Origin of the sequence: Pseudomonas sp. S10E 269, assembly GCF_002798465.1 — a bacterium.
Taxonomy (GTDB): domain Bacteria; phylum Pseudomonadota; class Gammaproteobacteria; order Pseudomonadales; family Pseudomonadaceae; genus Aquipseudomonas; species Aquipseudomonas pergaminensis.
Genome location: NZ_PHIJ01000001.1, coordinates 5,428,721 through 5,444,524 on the forward strand (window position 1 = coordinate 5,428,721; position 15,804 = coordinate 5,444,524).

A 15,804-nucleotide genomic window follows, 5' to 3' on the forward strand; every position below is an offset into this window, starting at 1 on the left:
CGCAGGGGGTGGCTGGAGAAGGCAACGGGTGCGGCCTGGGCAGTTGGCTGCTGATGAGTAGAGGGTGCCGGGCTTCAGAACGTTCCCTTGCGTCCAACCCGATTCAGGTTCCAGATCACCCGAAAGCAGTGCAACGCTGCTAGCCTTTTGCCTTTAACCAAGCACTGATGGCCTCAACCAGTTCTGCCTTGCACTCCACCGGCAACCAGTGCCCGCCGGGTAGGCTGATCACGGTGAGGTCTGCGCAGGCCGCGCGCATTGGCTCGCCCAACTGATTGCCCTTGATGGTATTCATCGGGTCGTAATCGCCGTTCACAAACAGGACGGGCAACGACAGGCGGCCGCCATTGAGTGACCGATTGGCATAATCGACGTTGGCAGCGTCGTTTAAATACCATGCGCAGGGCGCGCGGAAACCATGCGTCTCGAACGTCTGGACCAGTGCAGCGAAGTCCGCCGCGGGCCAGAGCGCGAGGTCTGGTTGAGTGGGTGGGGCCTGGTGCGCTTGGCCAAACCGCCCACCTTTGCGGGTCACTTCGGCATTGGATGCAACCTTGGCGATGCTTGCCGGGTCGCCTCGCCGATAAATCGACGCCAACGAGGCAGCTTTATCCGCATCCAGGTCAGCGACAGCGGACGCAAAGTGCGTGTTGTAGTAGCGGTAATAGTCCCATTGACCGTCTGGGTACAGGTCCTCTGGATAGATCGCGCGATCAACCAGCGGGACCAGCGTCGGCAACGCGTTCGTCGTCGGGAAGTAGGGCACCGATACCAGCACAACGCCGCGGCTGCGCTGCGGCTCATGAGCGACCAGTTCGCCCGCTACGACACTGCCCCAATCGTGGCCCACCCAAATGGCGGGCAGGCCACCGAGATGGTCATGCAGTGCTGCCATGTCCGCCACGATGTTTTCAAGGGTGTACGCTTTGACGTCTGCCGGCGAAGATGAACGACCATAGCCGCGCATGTCCGGTGCAATGCAATGCCATCCTTCGGCAGCGAAGGCTTCCATCTGCGCGCGCCAGATCAGGCTTATCTCCGGCCAGCCGTGCAGGAATATCATCAACGGCCCCTCGACCGGGCCCGACGCCAGATAGTGCGTCGTATGGCGAGGCGTGCTGAAGATGTGCGAAGTCAGTGTGGAAGTGGACAAAGGATCTCCTCAGGCTACGCCGGTAGCTAATCGCGAGGCGGTAGGCGGCATAAGCGTACTACTTTTTAGCACTCTGTCTTCCACCCGAAAACCTACCCTTGGACTCAGCAGAAAGCCGATGGAATGCCAGAAACGAAAAAACCCGCCAAGCGGCGGGTTTTAAAGGGTTTCACGGACTTTACTGGCTGTCAGTGAAACAAAAGATGGTGCCCGAACCCGGAATCGAACCGGGACGCCCTTACGAGCGGGGGATTTTAAGTCCCATGCGTCTACCAGTTTCGCCATTCGGGCGGCAGCGCGTTGTTGCAGGGTTGGGAATATATAGATCCAAGCGCTTAGGCGCAAGGTCGAACGGTGGCTTTGTTGCATTGCGAGGCCGACGAAAAAGCTTGCTAGATCAGTGATCTAGAAAGGTTTTCGGCGGTAGATCGGAGAATGCCTATTGTCCCGCGCAAATGCGCTTGGCCTCACAGGCCAATGCGACATCGCTCGTCCAAGACAATTTGGGGGTGAGGGCGCAAGTGCCCTCACTCCGGGCCAATGTGCATCAATGGCCTAAACGAATGGCTGCCCACTGAAACCACGTGGCAGGCGCTGCAAGCCAGGCAGGTCGGTGAGGCGTTGTGTCCAGGCACTGCGCCAATCAATTGCGGTGTGGGTCTTGGCTTTGCGGTTGGCGCGGCGGGCGGCGTTGCGCTGGGTGCGGCGCGCTTCCTTGTAGGCTTCGGTGTTGCGGCAGGTGCGGCATTTGACCCGGTTCAGCTCGGTGCTGGAAGGGAGGTTGGTGCCGTGGTGGCCACAGGCTAAGTGTCCTGCGACCTTGAAGTGAATGACCATGTAAGCGTCTCCTTCTTGGGGTACGCGCATCGGTAGACCCACAATGCGCGCGGGGAGGGCGGGAGGTAATAATTCCCGGCACCTGGGATTTCGACCCCTGCGGCGAGACAGGGTTCGGTTTTGTTTTGCAAGCCTGTTCAACCCTGGGGCGGGACGCTAACCTGCCACGCACCCCCAGCAATAAAAAGGAAGCCATGATGAGCGTCGACACCCCGCCACGTGAAGGCAGCTGTCGCTGTGAACGTGTGCGTTTCAGCGTGAGTGCCGCCCCGGTGATGACCATGGCGTGCCATTGCACCGGTTGCCAGAAGATGTCCTCCAGCGCGTTTTCCCTGAGCGCGTTGATTCCCGCCAGCGCGTTCACGGTCACCCAGGGTTGCCCGGTGATTGGCGGCCTGCACGGCGCAGACCGCCACTACTTTTGCCCGCACTGCATGAGCTGGCTGTTCACGCGCCCCCATGGCATCGATGAATTCGTCAATGTGCGCGCCACCTTGCTGGATAACGCGAACAGTTACGTGCCGTTCATGGAGACCTGGACCCGCGAAAAACCGCCCTGGGTCTCCACGCGGGCGGTTGAAAGTTTTGAACAGTTGCCCGAGCCCCAAGCATTTGCGCGCTTGCTGCAGGCGTATGCCGAGTTCAGTCAATCAGCGCCAGTAAATCCGTAGTCCCCACATCCAGCCCCGCCTGGGTCAGCAAGGTGGTTGCCTGGCCCCGGTGGTGGGTTTGGTGATTGAAGAAATGCACCAGCAGGCTGAAGAAGTCTTTATCGGCCGCGGTACCGCGCATGTTGTGGTAGTGCAAGCGATGATCCAGGTCGGATTCTTGCACGCTCTGGGCCCAGTCGATGATGAGCTGGTCCAGCCAGGCACGCCGGGTGGCAAGCTCGCGGATATTGGCAAACGCCACCTGCTTCAGGTCGACCGGTGTGGCGATGGCACTCAACGGAGCCAGTGCCGGGTAGCCCACCGGATGCTGGGCAAACCGCTTGAGCCAGACCGTGTCGCCCAAGGCCAGGTGGTTGAGCGTGCCGAGTATCGAGCCGAAAAAAGCCTGTCGGTCCATCGACAATTGCGCGTCCGACAGCGTGCTGGCCGCGTCGTAGAGCTTGCGGTTCATCCACTGGTTGTAGCTGGCCATCAATCCGATGTGCTCAATGCGGTTCACTTGGGTTTTCTCTCGAAGGCACGGTGTCGTCATGATAGGCCGTGCCCGCCCGGCGGTCATGGTGTTCCGACAGTAGCGGGCTATGGTTGTTAGACGCCAATACTGCACCCTGGGAGGGTGACACCATGAACACCAGCGATTTACTCGAGCAACTCTTGCGTGCCGGGCAAGGGAGCGGTGCTTCCTCGGGCGGTTTGGGTGGGCTGCTCGGTGGCCTGTTGAAAGGCACCAGCACCGGCAATGCGTCGGCGGGTGGCGGTTTGGGTGGTTTAGGTGGTCTGCTGGGAGGCCTGGGCGGCATGTTGGGTGGTGCCGCCAATGGCCGTCCTGCCCAGGGGCGCTCCAGCGGCATGAACTACGCGGCGTTGGCATCCTTGGGCATGGCGGCCTTCCAGGCCTACCAAGCCTGGCAGCGCCAGCAAGCCAATGCGCCGCAGCAAGCCCTCCAGACCGTCGACCAGCTTGACGGCCCCGCCGCCGAGGCTCATAGCCATGCCGTATTACGCGCCTTGATCGCTGCCGCCAAAGCGGATGGGTACATTGATGAAAAAGAGCAGCAACTGATTTCCAGTGAACTGGGCCGGCAAACCGACGATCCGCAACTGAAACAATGGCTTGAAGCCGAAGTCGCCAAACCCCTGGATGCCGCGGATTTCGCCGAATTTGCCAGCGACCCTGCCGTGGCAGCGGAAGTCTATCTGGCCAGTGTGATGCTGGTCGATGATCAACAGGATGCCGAGCGCAACTACCTCGACGACCTGGCGAGGCAGCTGCAGATCGACCCGCAGTTGCAGCTGCACCTGGAACAACAGGCCAAGGCCCGACTGAAATGAGAGCGTCCAGATGAAGCCGGGACTTATGTGGGTGCTGGTTCGCCTGCGATAGCGGATAAACATCCAACCCTGCCGTTGAATGAACGATCGCCATCGCTGGTAAGCCAGCTCCTACAAAACCGCGTACCCATCCCTTACCCACGATGCGAAGCGAGCCGCTCTTGATCGTGATCTTGATCTGGCTTTTGATCTCGCTTTTGATCTCGCTTTTGACCTTAGGCGCCCCGTCAAACACGCTGGCCGGAATTCGACAGGGATTTGGGGGGTAAACCGGCAGGGATGCCGGTTTAGCCGCCCCGCGCCATGGATGGCGCGTGGCGGCGGCCCCCCAAATCCCTGTCGGATTACGGGCACACCGAGCCTAAGCGAGGTGCCGAGTGTTGGGGCAAGAGCCTTTTGCTTACTTTTGGGCTTTTCAAAAGTAAGCCGCCGTAAGGGCGGAACCCATGCCAGCCGTTACCCAAATAACGGATATGTACACCGCACCACCGCCATCGCAGGCAAGCCAGCTCCCACATTTGGATCGCGGGGCGACAGTTAGTTTGTGGTCGGCTGTCAGGCCCCTTCGCAGGCAAGCCAGCTCCCACATTTTTGGATCGCGGGGGTGACAGTTAGATTGTGGCGGCTGTCAGGCCGCCTTCGCAGGCAAGCCAGCTCCCACATTTTTGGATCGCGGGGTGACAGTTAGATTGTGGTCGGCTGTCAGGCCGCTTTCGCAGGCAAGCCAGCTCCCACATTTGGATTGCGCGGTGACAGTTAGAGAGTGCGCCTTCGCGGGCAAGCCAGCACACAGGTGCTGCCAAGCCACTAGAAACGCAACGTAGCACCGGTGGTCAACCACTGCGCGCGCTCGCCGATCAGGCTGCGCCCGACCACCAGGTCAATGTCGACAAACTCGCCCAAGTGAAACCTAGGCCCGGCCTGCCACGCCTGATCGCCGCCTTCCTGGCCATAACGCTCGGCGATCAGCGTCAACACCGGTGCCACCTGGTACTCAACGCCGCTGCCCCAGGTCAGGCGATGTTGTTGGTCACCGTCGTTATAGGCATGCGACCAGCCGGCGTTCAGGTTCAGTCGCAGGGCCTCCAACGGCTGCCAGGTCAGCGGGACGTTGAAGTCAGCACCATCAAAACCGTGCCGGCGGTCCAGCGCAAAATGCGCGCCGGCTGCCACGGCCATTTCCAGACCCAAGTCTTCCCGTGACCACACCTGGGCCTTGAGCTGCGGGCTCACCTGCGTTTCGCCCTGGCCCGTATGGGTGGCGCGCGACACCGCCGCGCCCCATTGCACCCAGGGCATTGTGGCGAACGTGCAGGCCGGTGACAGCGTTTCAGTGTGGGTACTGCCATCGTGTCGGTTGGCGGTGTACCAGGCATCGACGTTGCATTCGCCTGGCGCGTTGATTGCGCCGTCGTCGACCACATAGGCACCGCCGGCCGCGTGGGCCTTCGACAGCAAGGCAATCGCCAACAGAATGCCCAGGGTCAGCCCGATAAAGATCAAGTTGCGTTGCAGTGCGCGACGTTTGGCCGCCGGCAACAACAATAAGGTGTGGCGTGCGCCTCGATAGTGGCGGGCACGGTATTTGGCAAACCCGTCCTGGCGGTCGGGCGTGTGTTTTTTGTGCATGATGCACCTCGCTTGAATTCAGTTTTCTACGGTCAGCACCGAAATGCCGCTGGCTTTGGCCTGGCAGACCAGTTCGCAGGTGTCGTCCCCGCCCGGCAGGGCGATGACCACGTCGGGGCGGCTATCGGTCAGCATGAAATGGTTGCGCTGGCGTTCAGCCTGCTTGCCGTGGCGTTGCCAGTTGGGCGGGTAGCGCACCACATCGATGCCCAGTTCCCGCGCCCAGTCCTCGACGTCGCTGCCGAGGAATTGGTTGCCGCCGTGGATCAAAACCTGCACCGGGCGCAGGCGGTGGTAAGCGTCCAGCACTTGGCGGGACATTTTGGTGTCGGCGTAATGACGACCTGCACAGATCAAGACGCGCATAAGGTATTCCTTGTGTTACACGGTGGCGGCCGGGCGACCGCCACCGTTTAAACGGCGGGGGAGATCAGTACCACTGCTTGAAGCGGCGGATGTAGATCGTCTTCATCAGTTGGGCGACGCAGCAGTAGCTGAGCAAGGTGCCCACCAGCCATGGGAAGTACGCCATCGGCAGCGGTTGCAAGCCCACCAGAGTGCCCAGCGGCGAGAACGGCACGTAGATCCCCAGTACGATCACAACGCAGGTCATCATCAACACGGGCCAGGCGGCGGTGCTCTGGAAGAACGGGATCTTGCGGGTGCGCAGCATGTGCACGACCAGGGTTTGCGAGAGCAGGCCCTCGATAAACCAGCCGGACTGGAACAGGGTCTGCATTTCCACACTGTTGGCCGCGAACACGTACCACATCAGTGCAAAGGTGGTGATGTCGAAGATCGACGAGGTCGGCCCGATCCAGATCATGAAGCGACCAATGTTTTTCGCATCCCACTTGCGCGGCTTGGCCAGGTATTCCTTGTCCATCTTGTCCCACGGCAGCGCCAGCTGGGAGATGTCGTACATCAGGTTCTGCAGCAGCAGGTGGATCGACAGCATCGGCAGGAACGGAATGAACGCACTGGCTACCAGCACCGAGAACACGTTGCCGAAGTTGGAGCTGGCGGTCATGTTCAGGTACTTCATGATATTGCCGAAGGTTTCACGACCCTTGAGTACACCTTCTTCCAGCACCATCAGGCTCTTTTCCAGCAGGATGATGTCGGCCGATTCCTTGGCGATGTCGGTACCGCTGTCCACCGAGATACCCACGTCGGCATCGCGCAGCGCCGGCGCGTCATTGATGCCGTCACCGAGGAAGCCCACGGTGTGCCCGTTGGCTTGCAGCGCCTTGAGCACCCGGGATTTCTGCAGCGGCGTCAGCTTGGCGAACACGGTGCGCTCTTCGACGCGGCGCAGCAGGGTGGCGTCATCCATCGCTTCGATTTCAGCACCCAGCAGCGGCTGGCCTGGATCAAGGCCGACCTGGCGGCAGATCTTACTGGTGACCACGGCGTTGTCGCCGGTCAGTACCTTGACCGCCACACCGATCTGTTGCAGCGCCGCAATCGCCGGGCCTGCGGTTTCCTTCGGTGGATCGAGGAAGGTCAGGAAGCCCTGGATCACCAGATTGCGCTCATCAGCCGTGTTGTACTGCTGGCGCGCCATCGATTTAGGGATGTGACGGGTGGCCACCACCAGCACGCGGAAACCGTCTTCGTTGTAGTCGTTGGCAATCGCCAGCAATTCTTCGCGGCGACGCTCATCCAGGGGCACGGCAGCGCCAGCCTCCATCATATGCGTGGAGATGCTCAGCATTTCTTCCACGGCGCCTTTGCACACCAGCAGTTGGTCGTCGGCGGCATCCTTGACCACGATCGACAGGCGACGGCGGACAAAGTCGAACGGCAATTCATCGACCTTGCTGTAGGCGAACGGCAGCTTGAACTTGGGGTTCTGCTCCGCAAACTGCACCACGGCCTGGTCCATCAGGTTTTTCATGCCGCTCTGGTGGTAGCTGTTGAGCCAGGCCAGGGACAGTACCGCCTCATCACGCTGGCCGAAGGCGTTGACGTGATGTTCGAGGATGATCTTGTCCTGGGTCAGGGTGCCGGTCTTGTCGGTGCACAGCACGTCCATCGAGCCGAAGTTCTGGATCGCGTTGAGACGCTTGACCACCACTTTGCGCTTGGCCATGGCAGTGGCGCCCTTGGCCAGGTTGGCGCTGACGATCATCGGCAGCATTTCTGGGGTGAGGCCGACGGCAACCGCCAGTGCGAACAGGAACGCATCGCCCCAGTCGCCTTTGGAGAAACCATTGAGGAAGAACACGATCGGCACCATCACCAGCATGAAGCGGATCAGCAACCAGCTGACGCTGTTCACCCCGCGATCAAAAGCGGTTTGCACCCGCGAGCCGACAATCGCCTTGGCCAGGGAGCCGAAGTAGGTGCGTGGCCCGGTGGCCACCACCACGGCCTTGGCACGGCCGCTGACCACGTTGGTGCCCATGAAGCAGATATTCGGCAGGTCCAGCAGGTTGCCTTGGTCGGCAGCCACCGGCCCGGCAGATTTGTGCGTGACATCACCGAGGGTGTCGTACTTCTCCACCGGCAAGGCTTCGCCGGTCAGCACGGCTTGGCTGATGAACAGGTCGCGCGACTCGATCAGGCGGATATCGGCGGGGATCATGTCACCGGCCGACAGCTGCACGATGTCGCCCGCTACCAGATCGCGCATCGGCACTTCGCGCAGGGTGGGTTGCGAACCGACTTGCTCGCGGCGCAGCACGGTCGCCGTGGTGCGCACCATGGCTTTCAGCGCTTCGGCGGACTTGGCCGAGCGGTGCTCCTGCCAGAAGCGCAGCAGGCTGCTGAGCAGCACCATGGTCATGATGATGATGACTTTGGTCGGGTCGGCGTCTTCACCTTCCTGCATCGGCAGCCAGCAATCGGTGAAGAAGCTGATGCCGCCGAGGGTCAGCAGCACATAGATGAACGGGTTGTTCAGTGCCTGCAGGAACTGGACGATGGTGTGAGGTGGCTTGTCATGGGCAACTTCGTTGTAGCCTTCGCGTTGCAGGCGGGCGCTGGCATCCAGTTCGGTCAGGCCGTCCTGGGTGGCACGCACGTTGGCCAGGGTGGCCGACAGGCCGTTATGGGCTTCGCGGGCGGCACGCATCGACAGCTTGGTGTCGGCGTCGGTGCCATTCTTTTTGTGCAGCGGCGGGTTTTTTACGGCGCTCATTGTCTGTACTCCTGTCGCCAATTTTCGACAAAACATACCCGGTACTTACCTGGAAACAGGCGAGCGAAAGCATGCCGAGTCGCTAACTTCGCGATCGGTTTAAATAAGGTGTTCACATAACTTCTACAGTGCCCGCTAACAGTGCGTTAGTTAACTAGCGCGCAGCGGGCTACTACTGGACGTGTTCATAAAGAACTCCAGAACATGGATCAGGAAGTTGCTGTTTCCAGCCTGGTCAGGCGGCGCGAGCGCTCACATAAAGACCGAGCATCAAGCTGGCCTGGGCCAGGCTGGAAACCTTGGGTCTCTGTGGGTCTTGAGGGTCGGCGTGATCCCAGTGCTGCACCAGTTGGCCGCTTTCCGGGCAGATACGCCAATGCGCCAGCGGGTAGGCCGGGCGCACTTGAGGGGAGGGTGCAGCAAAAGCAGAGCGGGTAGGCGAAAAACCTACGGGCTCACGGCACAGCTTGGCGCGCAAGGCGGCCGCTAGTGTGCGTACATCAGGCAAAACAAGGGCTTGGAAGGTCATAACACACCTCGGGACCGGACAGGCGACCGGCGAGGCAGTTACGGTGGAGCATCGAGCTCTAGCGCAGCTTACCGGACCGGGGTGGCGAGTCCTGTCATATTCTGGGTTTGGCGCCCGATGCCCGCGTAAGCGGTGCTCGGACAGCGACTAGATACTGTGTCCATTGGCTTCTTTTGTGAGGTTTAAAAAAGGCCCCAGTTGCGGGCACGGGCAATCTACTCACGACGCTGCAGGATGTCAACGCTTAATGTATTAATTCATTACAAGTTCAGAGTTTGTTCAGACAGAAGGCCTGTTTCATTTCGTTAGCTACTTACACTTAGTCAGGGTTTCGAGTGTGAGGGTATTTATTCTCCGCTAAGGAGATGAGCGGGCTTGCCCGTATCCCCCCTGGGGGGATACGATAAGCGCATCGCCGAAGGAGCATCTCAATGAGCGAACACGCCCACCAAACCCACGAAGCCATCGTTAAACGCCTCAAGCGTGCCGAAGGTCATTTGCGCAGCATCACCAGCATGATCGAGGCGCAGCGCCCGTGTGTGGATATCGCCCAGCAATTGCACGCGGTGGAGAAAGCCATCTGCCAGGCCAAGCGCACGCTGATCCAGGACCATATCGACCATTGCCTGGAAGGCAGCGTGACGCTGGATGGCCAGGCCTCGTTGGCCGAGCTCAAGCAACTGACCAAGTACCTGTAGGCCGCGAGGGGAGATTCCCATGTTCGATGTGCTCAGCAATAAGACGTACCGGCGCCTGTTCTTCGCTCAGATTATTGCGCTGATCGGCACTGGCTTGACGACGGTGGCCCTGGGGCTGCTGGCATTCGACCTGGCGGGTGATCAAGCCGGTACCGTGCTCGGCACGGCGTTGGCGATCAAGATGGCGGCCTATATCGGCGTTGCGCCGGTGGCGGCAGCCTTTGCCGAGCGGTTGCCGCGCCGGGCGATGCTGGTTAGCCTGGACCTGATCCGCGCCCTGGTCGCCTTGGCGTTGCCGTTTGTCACGGAGATCTGGCAGGTCTATCTGCTGATTTTTGTGCTGCAGTCTGCCTCGGCGGCATTTACGCCGACCTTTCAAGCGACCATTCCCGAGATCCTCCCCGATGAAGCGCAGTACACCAAGGCCCTGTCCCTCGCGCGCCTGGCGTACGACATGGAAAGCGTGATCAGCCCGATACTCGCGGCGATGTTGCTGAGCATCATCAGTTTCCACAGCTTGTTTGCCGGGACGTCAGTGGGCTTTTTTATCTCGGCGCTGCTGGTGTCTTCGGTGCTGCTGCCGCAGGCCAGAGCGGCGGTGCGGCGGGGTATCTATGACCGCACCACCCGTGGTCTGCGGATTTTCCTGGCGACCCCGCGTCTGCGCGGTTTGCTCGCGCTCAACCTGGCGGTGGCGGCCGCGAGTGCGATGGTCATCGTCAACAGTGTGGTGCTGGTACAGTCGGGATTTGCCTTGCCGCAACGCTTCACGGCGTTTGCACTGGCGGCGTTCGGGGCCGGTTCGATGATGGCTGCATGGGCGTTGCCGAGGGTGCTGGCGCGCCTCAGTGATCGCACCGTGATGATTTCAGGCGCCGGCTTGCTGATCATGGGGCTCAGCGTGGGTGTCTACCTGTCGGATTACCGACAAATGCTGCTGTTGTGGTGGATGCTGGGCCTGGGTTATTCCCTGGTGCAGACCCCTGGCGGGCGCCTGTTGCGTCGCTCCGCTCATACCGAAGACCGGCCTGCGTTGTTTGCTGCGCAATTCGCGTTGTCGCATATCTGCTGGCTGCTGACTTACCCCTTGGCCGGCTGGCTCAGTGCCAACTTCGGAATGTCGCAGACATTTGCCAGCCTGGCGTTTGTGGCTACCTTGGCACTGATCGCCTGCGCCAGCCTCTGGCGGCCAGAACATGAGCAACCTGCGGTGGTGCATGAACACCCTGATCTGCCCGGGGGGCATCCGCACTTGGCACGCAATAAAGCGGGAATGCACGGGCATGCCTACGTCATCGATGACCTGCACCGCCGCTGGCCAGCTTGATCAAATGCCTTGCGCGGCCAATATCGCCAGATAGATCAGCACCAGCCCACAGGCGGCATAACTGATGCGCTGCCAGGTGGGCGAGGCATTCTGGCGCAACAAATTGACCAGCCCCGCGATTAGAAAGCACGACAGCACCGACGCCAACATGAACCCGGCAAAGAACATCAGCGTCTGCCCGTGGCTGGGCGTGGTGCCGACGATACCTGACAGCGCGCTGCCCAACGCGCCCCAGTAGACAATATTTTTCGGGTTGGCCAGTGAAATCGCTGCGCCCACCGCCAGCGCATTTTGCCGAGTGCTGGCGGGTGCATCGTCTGACTCAGGTAGCTTCCAGGCGTCGATCAGGCTGCGAATGCCGAGCCAAGCCAGGTACAGCGCACACACCACCGTCAATGGCACGCGCACGGCGTCATGCTGGATCAGCAAAGCGATGCCGGTCAGGCCGATTATCGCCCACACCGCATCGCCCACCAGTGAACCGAACTGCACCAGCAAGGCCGGTGTGAAGCCGTGCAGCAAGCCACGGCGCAAAGTCTCTGCCAACACCGCGCCGGGTGAGAGACAGAACACAAAACCGAATACCAGTGCGTAGAAAAAGATCGTCAGCATGCCCAGTTTCCTTCAGGAGATGGCAGGCAGTGTGAGGATGAGCCGAGGTGGTGTCTTGGACCAGATTGCGCTGTTCAGCGTTTAACAGCGCTTTGATAGAGACCCGGGGTGATGCCGTAGGCGGAGCGAAAGTGTCGATTGAGGTGGCTTTGATCGGCAAAGCCCAAGTGATGGGCGACGTCGGCAGCGGCCATGCCGTTGCGCAATAGGCCCTTGGCGCGGCGCGTGCGCAGTTGCATGGCCCACTCACGGGGCGTCAGCCCGGTTTCTTTCTGGAAGGCGCGCAGCAGGTGGAATTTGGAGAGGCCCACCTCGGCGCCAAGGTGGTCCAGCGTCAGGGGTTGATGCAGTTGCTCGGCAAGCAGTTCCTGGGCGCGACTGATCAGAGGCTTGCCGGTGCCGGCGCTGCCTGGCAGACGCACACCGCTGATATCCACGACTTCCCCCAACAGCAGCACCAACGCCTCTTCATTCAGTTCGCGAACCAGCGTGTCGGTACTCAACGCGCCCTTGATCGCCGTCGCCAGTCGCAGCGCCAGGTCGGGTTGGAAGCACAGTGAACGATCAAACTCCAGGTGCGCCAGCCCAAGGTCCGTCGCCAATTGATCCGCGGTGGCGTACAGGCTTACAAAGTGCCAGGGCGCGCCGTCTGCCGCGCCGCCGCCCTGAATCTGGCCGGGGTTGTACAAGGTGATGGAGCCGGGTCCGGCGTGGAACTCCCGACGGTCGAGCCAGACTTTTTCTTCGCCCAGCAGGTTCACGCCGATCACGCATTCATCATGACTATGGCGGGCAAAGGTCAGGCCGGTGCAGGCGGTGCTGCTGATTTCATAGCGGCCCAACCAGGCGTGTCGCACGGCGCTCATCGATTCAACTCAGTCAGGAGACAGGCACGAGCATACGCGGGCAGGCGGGCTCAGATCGACCGTTGATTGACGCGGTGCGAGAGTTCGTCGGCGCTTTCCTTGCGCTCCGAATAGCGGTCCACCAGGTCCGGGCGCTCGCGCAGCAGCAGGGTGAACTTCACCAGTTCCTCCATTACATCGACCACGCGGTCGTACAGGGCGGAGGGCTTCATGCGGTCCTGATCGTCGAACTCCATGAACGCCTTGGGCACCGAGGATTGATTGGGGATGGTGAACATGCGCATCCAGCGCCCCAGCACGCGCAACTGGTTAACCGTGTTGAACGACTGTGAGCCGCCGGACACCTGCATCACCGCCAAGGTTTTACCCTGGGTCGGGCGCACTGCGCCAAGGGCCAGCGGCACCCAGTCGAGCTGCGCCTTGAACACCGCTGACATCGAACCGTGGCGCTCGGGCGAACACCACACCTGGCCTTCAGACCACTGCATCAGTTCCAGCAGTTCCTGCACCTTGGGGTGATCGCTGGGTGCGTCATCCGGCAGTGGCAAACCGCTGGGGTTGAAGATACGCGTTTGCGCGCCGAAGTGCTGCAACAGGCGTGCGGCTTCTTCCACCAGCAGGCGGCTGAACGAGCGCTCCCGGGTCGAGCCGTGGAGCAGCAGGATGCGCGGTGGTTGGGCTGAGCCGTCCGATTTTGACGGGAGCAGGGACAGGTCCAGGTTGGGCAGGGTGGTCATGGGGCCTCCGATCACAGCTCGGCAATTCGAGCGAGTTCCGCCTTGAGTTCAGTTGGGCTGAGCTCGGCAAACGGCAGGATGAAAAACGCTCGGCAGCGAGTGGCAATGGTCTTCAGCGTGGCGTCGAATGCCGCCTGCACGCGTGCATCGTCACCCAGCACATCCGAAGGGTCTTCCAACCCCCAGTGCGCCTTCACCGCCGGCCCGAAATACACCGGGCACGCCTCGCCGGCTGCCTTGTCGCACACCGTGATCACCACATCCGGCGGGCTGCCTTCAAAGGCTTCGTTGCCTTTGCTGTACAGGCCTTCGGTGCTGATGCCGGCGGCCTGCAACGTGCTCAGGCTGCGTGGCAGGACCTGGCCCTTGGGAAAGCTGCCGGAGCTGATCGCCTCGAAACCTTCTGGCGCCAAGTGGTTGAACATCGCTTCGGACAAGATGCTGCGGCAGCTGTTGGCGGTACACATGAACAGGACTTTCATGGAGCGATCTCCTTTTAGAAACTCAGGCGCAAGGCGAGGGCGGCAAGGGTGATCAACAGCACCGGCAAGGTCAGCACGATGCCGACCTTGAAGTAGTAGCCCCAGGTGATGGTGATGCCCTTGCGCGCCAGGATGTGCAGCCACAACAAGGTGGCTAGGCTGCCGATGGGGGTGATTTTCGGGCCCAGGTCGCTGCCGATCACGTTGGCGTAGATCATCGCGTCCTTGACCACGCCCACGGCATGGCTGGACTCGATCGACAGCGCGCCGATCAACACCGTCGGCAGGTTGTTCATCGCCGAGGACAGCAACGCCGTCAGCACGCCGGTGCCCATGGCCGCGCCCCACACGCCGTAAGTGGCGAAGGTATCGAGCCAGGTCGCCAGGTAGGTGGTGAGGCCGGCGTTACGCAAGCCGTAGACCACCAGGTACATGCCGAGGGAAAAGATCACGATCTGCCACGGTGCTTCCTTCAGCACTTTGCGCGTGGAAATTTTGTGGCCCTTGGCCGCGATCACCAGCAGGAGCACGGCGCACACGGCGGAAATTGCGCTGATGGGAATGCCCAGCGGTTCCAGGGCAAAGCAGCCTACCAACAGGATGCCCAGCACCCACCAACCGGCACGGAAGGTGGCGCGGTCGTGGATGGCGCTGGCGGGGTCTTCGAGGTCCGTGGGGTCGTAGGTCTGCGGGATATCACGACGGAAGAACCACAGCAGCACAGCCAGCGTGGCCGCGACGCTGACGAAATTCACCGGCACCATCACGGCGGCGTATTCGTTGAAGCCTATCTTGAAGTAATCCGCCGAGACGATATTCACCAGGTTCGACACCACCAGCGGCAGGCTCGCCGTGTCGGCGATAAAGCCCGCGCCCATGACGAACGCCAGGGTCGCCGCAGGGGAAAAGCGCAGGGCCAGCAGCATCGACATGACGATCGGTGTAAGGATCAGTGCCGCGCCGTCGTTGGCGAACAGCGCCGACACCAGCGCCCCCAGCAGCACCATATAGGCAAACAATCGCCGGCCGCGCCCGCGCCCCCAGCGCGCCACATGCAGGGCGGTCCAGGCAAAGAAACCGGCCTCGTCCAGCAACAGGCTGATGACGATCAGCGCGACAAAGGTCCCGGTGGCATTCCAGATGATGTGCCACACCGCGGGAATGTCAGCCAGGCTGATCACGCCGCAGGCGAGGGCCAGGATCGCGCCCATCGTGGCGCTCCAGCCGACGCCCAAACCTTTGGGCTGCCAGATGACCAAGACGATGGTGAAGATGAAAATGGCAATTGCGACAAGCATGAATAAAGGCTCCGATGGCTCAGCAGCAGGTGCTGGCCCGTTGTGGTCTGTCGCCCATTGCATCCAGACGCTGCGCGTCGTTGTGCAACCATGGCTGGTTGGCTTGTAGGGTGGTATGCAGCACTTCGGTCACCCACTCGGGCAGTGCCGGGTTGATGCGGTAGTAGATCCATTGACCCTGGCGACGATCCAGCAGCAACCCGCAACTGCGCAGTTGCGCCAGGTGGCGGGAGATCTTGGGCTGGCTGTCATCCAAGGCATGGATCAGTTCGCACACGCAAAGTTCGCCTTCACGCAGGATCAATAACGTCAGGCGTGCCCGGGTGGCATCGGCCAGGCATTTGAACAGGGTGGGTGGGGTGATGAGGTCCGACATGGCCAAGGCCTGTGTATATATGGTTTTCCGAATATACGGATTTCCATATGTATCAGTCAAACCCCGTTTCAATTGATATGGATCAAATGCCGTGGAATCCGCCACAAGTGTT

General features: G+C 61.1%; 17 protein-coding genes and 1 tRNA gene. 4 read left to right on the plus strand and 14 right to left on the minus strand.

Annotated elements, in window-relative coordinates:
• Positions 1-139 precede the first annotated feature (139 nt).
• The 3 genes from CWC48_RS25205 to CWC48_RS25215 form a co-directional block, all read right to left on the minus strand.
• Positions 140-1,153, minus strand: a complete 1,014-nt coding sequence (locus tag CWC48_RS25205; protein WP_100490593.1) for an alpha/beta fold hydrolase — start codon at positions 1,151-1,153, stop codon at positions 140-142.
• A 204-nt stretch (positions 1,154-1,357) separates the two neighbouring features.
• Positions 1,358-1,444: transfer RNA gene (locus tag CWC48_RS25210), tRNA-Leu, on the minus strand.
• Between the two features lie 264 nt (positions 1,445-1,708).
• The gene (locus tag CWC48_RS25215; RefSeq protein ID WP_099492121.1) at positions 1,709-1,990 is read right to left on the minus strand and encodes a hypothetical protein; all 282 of its coding nucleotides are present in this window, start codon (positions 1,988-1,990) and stop codon (positions 1,709-1,711) included.
• 197 nt (positions 1,991-2,187) lie between these two features.
• Between CWC48_RS25215 and CWC48_RS25220 the strand changes: the two genes are divergently transcribed.
• Complete coding sequence (locus tag CWC48_RS25220; RefSeq protein WP_100490594.1) at positions 2,188-2,661, plus strand: GFA family protein; 474 nt, start codon at positions 2,188-2,190, stop codon at positions 2,659-2,661.
• Here the strand turns inward: CWC48_RS25220 and CWC48_RS25225 are convergent.
• Positions 2,633-3,160: a DinB family protein gene (locus CWC48_RS25225; RefSeq protein WP_100490595.1), complete on the minus strand. Its 528-nt coding sequence runs from the start codon at positions 3,158-3,160 to the stop codon at positions 2,633-2,635. The genes CWC48_RS25220 and CWC48_RS25225 overlap by 29 nt on opposite strands.
• Positions 3,161-3,285: 125 nt before the next feature.
• Between CWC48_RS25225 and CWC48_RS25230 the strand changes: the two genes are divergently transcribed.
• On the plus strand, positions 3,286-3,993 hold the full coding sequence (locus CWC48_RS25230) for a tellurite resistance TerB family protein (protein WP_100490596.1): 708 nt from the start codon (positions 3,286-3,288) through the stop codon (positions 3,991-3,993).
• Positions 3,994-4,800: 807 nt separating this feature from the next.
• Here the strand turns inward: CWC48_RS25230 and CWC48_RS25235 are convergent.
• The 4 genes from CWC48_RS25235 to CWC48_RS25250 all read right to left on the minus strand — a co-directional run bounded on the left by CWC48_RS25235 (position 4,801) and on the right by CWC48_RS25250 (position 9,296).
• Positions 4,801-5,622, minus strand: a complete 822-nt coding sequence (locus CWC48_RS25235; RefSeq protein WP_100490597.1) for a hypothetical protein — start codon at positions 5,620-5,622, stop codon at positions 4,801-4,803.
• Between the two features lie 18 nt (positions 5,623-5,640).
• The gene (locus CWC48_RS25240; protein ID WP_099492117.1) at positions 5,641-5,988 is read right to left on the minus strand and encodes a DUF2493 domain-containing protein; all 348 of its coding nucleotides are present in this window, start codon (positions 5,986-5,988) and stop codon (positions 5,641-5,643) included.
• Positions 5,989-6,052: 64 nt separating this feature from the next.
• On the minus strand, positions 6,053-8,767 hold the full coding sequence (gene mgtA / locus CWC48_RS25245; RefSeq protein WP_100490598.1) for a magnesium-translocating P-type ATPase: 2,715 nt from the start codon (positions 8,765-8,767) through the stop codon (positions 6,053-6,055).
• Between the two features lie 235 nt (positions 8,768-9,002).
• Positions 9,003-9,296 carry a hypothetical protein gene (locus tag CWC48_RS25250; RefSeq protein ID WP_016975784.1) on the minus strand — a complete coding sequence of 98 codons (294 nt, stop codon included), beginning with the start codon at positions 9,294-9,296 and terminating at the stop codon, positions 9,003-9,005.
• A gap of 431 nt (positions 9,297-9,727) precedes the next feature.
• Here CWC48_RS25250 and CWC48_RS25255 point away from each other — a divergent pair, with 431 nt between their 5' ends.
• Both CWC48_RS25255 and CWC48_RS25260 read left to right on the plus strand, forming a co-directional pair.
• Positions 9,728-9,994: a metal-sensing transcriptional repressor gene (locus CWC48_RS25255; protein ID WP_068933064.1), complete on the plus strand. Its 267-nt coding sequence runs from the start codon at positions 9,728-9,730 to the stop codon at positions 9,992-9,994.
• 19 nt (positions 9,995-10,013) lie between these two features.
• Entirely contained in the window at positions 10,014-11,321 is a 1,308-nt protein-coding gene (locus tag CWC48_RS25260) for an MFS transporter (protein WP_100490599.1), read from the plus strand.
• Here the strand turns inward: CWC48_RS25260 and CWC48_RS25265 are convergent, their stop codons facing one another.
• The 6 genes from CWC48_RS25265 to CWC48_RS25290 form a co-directional block, all read right to left on the minus strand.
• Positions 11,322-11,933: a LysE family transporter gene (locus CWC48_RS25265; protein WP_100490600.1), complete on the minus strand. Its 612-nt coding sequence runs from the start codon at positions 11,931-11,933 to the stop codon at positions 11,322-11,324.
• Between the two features lie 74 nt (positions 11,934-12,007).
• On the minus strand, positions 12,008-12,799 hold the full coding sequence (locus CWC48_RS25270) for an AraC family transcriptional regulator (RefSeq protein WP_100490601.1): 792 nt from the start codon (positions 12,797-12,799) through the stop codon (positions 12,008-12,010).
• A 50-nt stretch (positions 12,800-12,849) separates the two neighbouring features.
• The gene (arsH, locus tag CWC48_RS25275) at positions 12,850-13,536 is read right to left on the minus strand and encodes an arsenical resistance protein ArsH (protein ID WP_100490602.1); all 687 of its coding nucleotides are present in this window, start codon (positions 13,534-13,536) and stop codon (positions 12,850-12,852) included.
• Between the two features lie 11 nt (positions 13,537-13,547).
• Positions 13,548-14,018 carry an arsenate reductase ArsC gene (locus tag CWC48_RS25280; protein ID WP_100490603.1) on the minus strand — a complete coding sequence of 157 codons (471 nt, stop codon included), beginning with the start codon at positions 14,016-14,018 and terminating at the stop codon, positions 13,548-13,550.
• A 14-nt stretch (positions 14,019-14,032) separates the two neighbouring features.
• Complete coding sequence (locus CWC48_RS25285; RefSeq protein WP_100490604.1) at positions 14,033-15,316, minus strand: arsenic transporter; 1,284 nt, start codon at positions 15,314-15,316, stop codon at positions 14,033-14,035.
• A gap of 19 nt (positions 15,317-15,335) precedes the next feature.
• Positions 15,336-15,692, minus strand: coding sequence for a metalloregulator ArsR/SmtB family transcription factor (locus CWC48_RS25290; protein ID WP_068933077.1), 357 nt, complete (start codon positions 15,690-15,692; stop codon positions 15,336-15,338).
• Between the last annotated feature and the right edge of the window lie 112 nt (positions 15,693-15,804).

Excerpts from the sequence above, each read along its gene's own strand:
- CWC48_RS25215 (WP_099492121.1), bottom strand. The coding sequence starts at position 1,990 with ATGGTCATTCACTTCAAGGTCGCAGGACACTTAGCCTGTGGCCACCAC.
- CWC48_RS25220 (WP_100490594.1), top strand. The coding sequence starts at position 2,188 with ATGAGCGTCGACACCCCGCCACGTGAAGGCAGCTGTCGCTGTGAACGT.
- CWC48_RS25230 (WP_100490596.1), top strand. The coding sequence starts at position 3,286 with ATGAACACCAGCGATTTACTCGAGCAACTCTTGCGTGCCGGGCAAGGG.
- CWC48_RS25235 (WP_100490597.1), bottom strand. The coding sequence starts at position 5,622 with ATGCACAAAAAACACACGCCCGACCGCCAGGACGGGTTTGCCAAATAC.
- CWC48_RS25240 (WP_099492117.1), bottom strand. The coding sequence starts at position 5,988 with ATGCGCGTCTTGATCTGTGCAGGTCGTCATTACGCCGACACCAAAATG.
- mgtA (WP_100490598.1), bottom strand. The coding sequence starts at position 8,767 with ATGAGCGCCGTAAAAAACCCGCCGCTGCACAAAAAGAATGGCACCGAC.
- CWC48_RS25250 (WP_016975784.1), bottom strand. The coding sequence starts at position 9,296 with ATGACCTTCCAAGCCCTTGTTTTGCCTGATGTACGCACACTAGCGGCC.
- CWC48_RS25255 (WP_068933064.1), top strand. The coding sequence starts at position 9,728 with ATGAGCGAACACGCCCACCAAACCCACGAAGCCATCGTTAAACGCCTC.
- CWC48_RS25260 (WP_100490599.1), top strand. The coding sequence starts at position 10,014 with ATGTTCGATGTGCTCAGCAATAAGACGTACCGGCGCCTGTTCTTCGCT.
- CWC48_RS25265 (WP_100490600.1), bottom strand. The coding sequence starts at position 11,933 with ATGCTGACGATCTTTTTCTACGCACTGGTATTCGGTTTTGTGTTCTGT.
- CWC48_RS25270 (WP_100490601.1), bottom strand. The coding sequence starts at position 12,799 with ATGAGCGCCGTGCGACACGCCTGGTTGGGCCGCTATGAAATCAGCAGC.
- arsH (WP_100490602.1), bottom strand. The coding sequence starts at position 13,536 with ATGACCACCCTGCCCAACCTGGACCTGTCCCTGCTCCCGTCAAAATCG.
- CWC48_RS25280 (WP_100490603.1), bottom strand. The coding sequence starts at position 14,018 with ATGAAAGTCCTGTTCATGTGTACCGCCAACAGCTGCCGCAGCATCTTG.
- CWC48_RS25285 (WP_100490604.1), bottom strand. The coding sequence starts at position 15,316 with ATGCTTGTCGCAATTGCCATTTTCATCTTCACCATCGTCTTGGTCATC.
- CWC48_RS25290 (WP_068933077.1), bottom strand. The coding sequence starts at position 15,692 with ATGTCGGACCTCATCACCCCACCCACCCTGTTCAAATGCCTGGCCGAT.